Origin of the sequence: Thiocapsa sp. (assembly GCF_035467215.1) — a bacterium.
Classification (GTDB): Bacteria; Pseudomonadota; Gammaproteobacteria; order Chromatiales; family Chromatiaceae; genus Thiocapsa.
In genome coordinates this window covers 1-5,659 of record NZ_DATITZ010000321.1, presented here as the reverse complement: position 1 = coordinate 5,659, position 5,659 = coordinate 1, and the positions used below count along the sequence as shown (strand labels likewise).

Annotated in this window: 3 protein-coding genes; all 3 read right to left on the bottom strand. The window is 66.6% G+C overall.

Features of this window, described 5'->3' with window-relative positions; translation table 11 throughout:
- Positions 1–944, bottom strand: a 944-nt coding sequence (locus VLR48_RS17240) for a potassium transporter TrkG (RefSeq protein ID WP_325292975.1), incomplete at its 3' end; no start/stop codon positions are given.
- A 3-nt stretch (positions 945–947) separates the two neighbouring features.
- Positions 948–2,771, bottom strand: coding sequence for an adenosylcobalamin-dependent ribonucleoside-diphosphate reductase (locus VLR48_RS17235; RefSeq protein WP_325292974.1), 1,824 nt, complete (start codon positions 2,769–2,771; stop codon positions 948–950).
- Positions 2,772–2,811: 40 nt separating this feature from the next.
- A complete protein-coding gene (locus VLR48_RS17230; protein ID WP_325292973.1) occupies positions 2,812–5,190 on the bottom strand; it encodes a sensor histidine kinase in 2,379 nt (792 codons plus the stop codon).
- Positions 5,191–5,659 lie beyond the last annotated feature (469 nt).

The window sequence follows — 5,659 nt, the reverse complement described above, 5'->3', positions numbered from 1 at the left end:
CCCGTGGTCGTCTGAGCGGAGCCGGCCTGAAGCAGCGCGTCCGCCGGCGACAGGCCCCCGAGCCACCAGAGCAGAACCGCCACCAGCGCGACGGCGATGATCAGTGCCCGAAGCTCGGGATCGGACCGCAGGGAGACGGGGCCGGACCTCCACGCCCTGTAGTACAAAAAGAGCGGTAAGGCGCCGAGCAGCGACACGGCGAAGAGGGCGAAATGAGCGCCTCGCCCGAAGCCGGCCAGGCTGTCCGAGACACCGCCGAATCCGCCGGTCGAGATGGCGGCCAGCGTATGGATGAGTGCGTCGAAAGGCGGCAGATCCGTCGGCAGGACCAGCAGCAAGCCGGCGACCGTGAGCAGCACATAGATCGTAAAGGCACGCCGGGCGTGGATCCGTGTCCCTTCGGCCAGGCTCTCCTCGTCCGCCCCGGCGTCGGCCAGACGACGCATGTCCTCGGTCCGCCCGAAGGCCAGGGCGAGGGACAAGACGACGATACCCAAGCCGCCGAACCACTGCATCCAGGCGCGCGTAAAGAGGAAGGCATCGGAGCGCAGCTCGGGATCCGGCACCAGACTGAGACCTGTGGTGGTCACGCCGGAGACCGACTCGAACCAGGCGTCCAAAGGCGACAGACCCTCCGCGGTGAGCGGATAGGTCATGAGCGCCGCCGCGACGATGAAGGTCAAGGCCGAGATCACCAGCGCCTCGTTGGCCTGCAAGGGCCGGTCGCTCGGGCGGATCCGGGCACAGGCACCGAGCGCCAAGGCCGGCAGAAGCGCCGCGAGCAGGATGCGCCGCGCCAGCTCCCAGTCACCGGTCGCCGCCGCAAAGGCCAGGGGCACCGAGAAGAGCACCGCCAGAATCAGCGCAATCTGACCCAGATGATGCAGCACCATCGCCGGGCGAACCGGCTGCATGAGCGGCCTGACGGCGGGGTGGAAGGACATGCGTCAGTCTCCGTCCCTCTCCGATCCGCAGCATGGACCCGTCGTGTCGGGCGCATGGTCATCGAGGCAATCGCTCAGGATCTCGCCGGTCACCGGGTTGGGCCTGAAGGTCGTGCAGCCCTTCAGGCCGAGGTCGTAGGCATGCCGATAGAGCCGCTCGAACGATGCGAACGGGATCCCGGCCGGCACATTGATGGTCTTGGAGATGGCGTTATCGACATGAGGCTGAACGGCGGCCTGCATCGCCAGATGATCCTCCGGCGCGACCTCGTGCGCAGCGACGAAGGCCGGCGGTCCGGGCTGCCGACCGAAGCGCTCGCACCAGAGCCGTACGGCATCATCCTCGACCCGATACCGGTCCGATCGACCCGCGCCCGTGCGGACTCGCCGATACTGCACCCGAGAGAAGACCGGCTCGATGCCGCTCGAGAGGTTGTTCGCGAGCAGGCTGATGGTCCCGGTCGGCGCGATCGCGGTGAGATGCGAGTTGCGGATCCCGCCCGAGGCGATCCCGGCACGGATATCCTCGGGCAACCGCCGCACGAAGGGCGCCGCCAGATAGGCATCGCGCACCAGATACGGAAACGGACCCTTCTCCACGGCAAGGGCAACCGAGGATCGGTAGGCCGCATGACAGACCGTGCGCATCGCTGCGGCCGCCTGATCGCGCGCGGCCGAGCTGTCGTAACGCAATCCCAACATGACGAGTGCGTCGGCTAGGCCGGTGATCCCCAGACCGATGCGGCGACTGCCCCGCGCCTGCTCGGCGTGCGCGGGGAGCGGAAAGCGCGAGAGATCGATCACGGCATCCAACATTCGCGTCGCCACACCCGCCGCATCCGCAAGGGCGTCAAGGTCAAGCGACGCGATCTCGTCGAAGGGTTCCCGCACGAAGGCGGTCAGATTGAGCGCGCCCAGATCGCAGGCGCCCCAGCTCGGCAAGGGGATCTCGCCGCAGGGATTGGTGGCGCCGATGCGCTCGCGGTAGGCGAGATTGTTCTCGGCGTTGATCCGATCGATGAAGAGCACGCCGGGCTCGGCCGTGTCGTAGTTGGCGTGCATGATGCGCGTCCAGAGCGCGCGCGCTGGCAGGGTGCGCAAAACCGCACAGACGACAGGAGCCTCACAGCCGGACCAGACGCGCATCCTTTGATAATGGAAGCGGGCACGATCCCGATGCGCCATCTGCTCGACGGGAAACACCAGCTCCCAGGGAGCGTCCGCCGCCAACGCCTGCATGAAGTCATCCGTGACCAACACCGAGAGGTTGAAGTTGCGCAGTGCCGTTGCGTCCCGCTTGGCGTCGACGAAGACCTCGATGTCGGGATGATCGCAGCGCAGCGTCCCCATCATGGCGCCGCGACGGACCCCGGTCGAGAGCAGTGTCGCGCACATGCTGTCCCAGAGGCCCATGAAGGACACCGGTCCCGAGGCCGTGCCCCCGACCCGCTCCCCGCGCAGACCGGCGGGCCGCAGCGTGGAAAAGTCGCAACCCACGCCCCCGCCTTGATGCATGGTCAGCGCCGCATCCCGCAGCGCCTCGAAGATGCCCGAGAGGTCGTCCGGTATCGGACCCATGACGAAACAGTTGAACAGGGTCAGGTCCCGATCCACGCCGGCCCCGGCGAGGATCCGCCCGCCCGGCAGAAACCGAAACCCCTTCAGCAGGTCCAGATACCGCGCCGCCCAAACCTCGCGCTCCGCTGGCTCCACCGACGCCAGCGCCCGCGCAACCCGATACCGAGTCGCGTCGAGATCCGCCTCGCCTTCGGCCCGATAGCGGGTCTCCCAGACGAGACGCGAGATGGTTGGCTGCTGGTCGTTCACGCCTGATCCGCCTCGGGTAGGAACTCCGGATCGCGAAGAATCAGTCCATCCGGTCGCCGGGCAAGCGAATGCGCACGCGAGTTCCGGGTGCGGACGATTCCACGGAGAGCTCGGCCTCGATCAAGTCCAGTCGCTCGCGAACATGATGCAGTCCGAAGCCTCCGTCGGGGCGCGGTAGCGGCTGCGCTGCGTTCGGGTCGAATCCGATCCCGTTGTCTTCCACGATCAGCTCGAGGTCACCTCCCCGTGACTGCAATCGAATGGCGCCATGGCTGGCCCGCGCGTGTTTGATGAGGTTGTACACCAACTCCCGGGCGCACTGGAAGAGGATGACGGACACCTCATGCCGCGGTTGAGGCAGGTCGGGATCCACCGCGGATGTCATCCGAATACCCCAACGGGCTTGGGTGCTTTCGGCGAGCCATGCCAGCGCCGCGGCCAAACCCTGACGCGCCAATACCGGCGGACTCAGATCGAATTGCAGCGTGCGCAGCTCCGCGATCGCCTCGCTCAGCAACGCCTGTCCTGCACCGAGCATTTCGGCAGTTTCCGCGTCATCGGGTTCCCGCGCGGCGGACTCGACCTGTATCTGCGCCAGGGCGAGTTTCTGCATCGGGCTATCGTGCAGCTCCCCCGCCAAACGCGCCCGCGCGGCCTCATCCGAGAGCGACAGATCCACGGCCAGCCGGCGCAGCCGGATATTCGCACCGGCAAGCTCATGGGTGCGCTCGGCAAGCGCCTGATCAAGTCCGCGAGACAGCTCGGCAAGCGCAGCCTCGGCCCGGCGTCGGCGCTGTACCTCCCGGGACAGACTGAACGCCCACCAACCGACGATCGCCAGCAGCAGCGCGGCACCCGCGGCGACCCGCAACAAGAGTCCCCAGTCCGCCTCGACGCGATACCGGATCGAGATCCAGTCGTTGTAGATCGCATCCCTCTCATGACGGGGGATTGCATCCAGGCCCTTTTGCAGGATTGTCGCCAGCATCGGCTCGTCGCGATGAACCGCCATTCCCAAGCGATACACGAACGGGGTCTCCCCGAGCACCTTGATCTCGGTGAGACCGGACGCGCCGATGTAGTAGCTGGTGGCCGCAAGGTTACCGACGAAGGCGAAGGCATCGCCCCGCGCGACCGCACGCAAGGCCGCGGGCGTATCCGCCACGGGCAGCAACTGGATCTCCGGCTCTTGCTCGCGCAGCCAATCATGCACCGCCTCGCTCTCGATCACGGCGACGACCTTCCCCTGCAACGCCTCGATGCCGCCCAAATAGGCGACATCGGCCGCCGCGAAGATCGCGGCCGGAAAGGACACATAGGGCTCGGTCAGGTCGAAGCGTTGGCGGCGCGACGGCGTCGCCGCCACCGCCGGAAGAAGGTCGAGTTGGCGTCGGTGGAACTGCGCGACGGCCGCTGCCCAGGACCGGGCCTCGACGAACTCGAGCCGCAGGCCGAGACGCTCGGCGATCAGCCTGATATAGGCGACCGAGATCCCCTGGGGTCGGCGCTGCTCGTCGAAGAACTCGATCGGCGCCCAAGTCGGATCGATGCCGACCCGAAGCACGGGATGGTCGGCGATCCACCTCTTCTCCTCGGCACTCAAGCCGGTCGGCACCGAACCGCCCGAGAAGACATCGGCGCGCCCGAACCATCGCCGATTCAGGACAGCCGACTCCTCGGCGGTGATGGCCGCAAGACCCTTGTCGAGGATGCCGACCAGCTCCGGCCAATCCTTGCGGATCGAGATCCCCAGCCGTGCGGGGCCCTCGGACAGCATCCGCTTCGGCCCAAAGCCAAGCACACCGTTGCTCGCTCGCCAGTACTCCAAGGCGTACGAGCCGATGGCTGCGTCCACCACTCCAGTCAACAGCGCCTCCGCCAGTGCCGCTTGGCTCGGTAACGGGACCGCCTCGATGGACGCCTGTTCCTCCAGCAGCTTGCGTTCCCGCAAGACCTCCTGCAGATAGCCGACCCGCCGCCCGTTCAATCCCGCGAGTCCCGGCGGCGGCAGGGGGTCACCGTCGCGCAGGTAAAGAAAGAGGTGAACGGTGTGGAAGTCCTCCGTGAATAGAAACTGATCGCCGCGTTCCGGCAGCGGCGCGGCCAACGTCAGGCCATCGAGCCGACGTTCCTCGGCCGCGGCGACCATCTCATGCCAAGGACCGGACGCTAGCCCGATCTCGATACCGAGCTTCTCGCCAAGCAGCCGCAGATGATCCACCGCGAATCCGGCGATGCGCCCCTCCCCGACCGGAATCACCCAGGGCGCCCACTCGGCACCGACCCCGAGCAGGATCCGCGGGTGCGCGTCCAGCCAGGCACGCTCGTCCGGGGTCAGCAGGTCCGTACGTTTATCGTCGGCGACCACGGCTTGGGCCAGGAACAACCAGACCAGACCCATGACGAGAAACGCCCTCACGGCGCGTCGGCGATCGCTTGCGGAGCTTTGAAATGATACGTGTCGTTCGGTCGTCATGGCGGCATTCTCTGCTGTGCCGAGAAGCAAATCCATGGTGGCCTGAAGGAGATGGAGAGCGTAATCCCTGCGCCCGTGGCTTCGAAATAATTGTCGTCCTGATTAGAAAGAATCGTCCGCCAGGCTCACGGAATAAGCCACCGATCGGCGCAGACTGCTCCCTGATGCACCATCGGACGGAGCCCGCCATAGCCATGAATCGAACCCGGTGGTATCCGGCTGCCCCAACGGGGCTCACCACGCGAGCCCGGGGCAACGCCCCGGGACCACGGCCCCCATACTAAGCCCTGAAGGGGCGGCCCAACGCTTTGATATATCGATCTTAGGCGCGCGTTTTGGGAAAGGGCCGAACGGTGCAAAACGCCCCAGCCCAAGCAGCATCTTTAAACCGCCCTTTCAGGGCTGAAGGGTT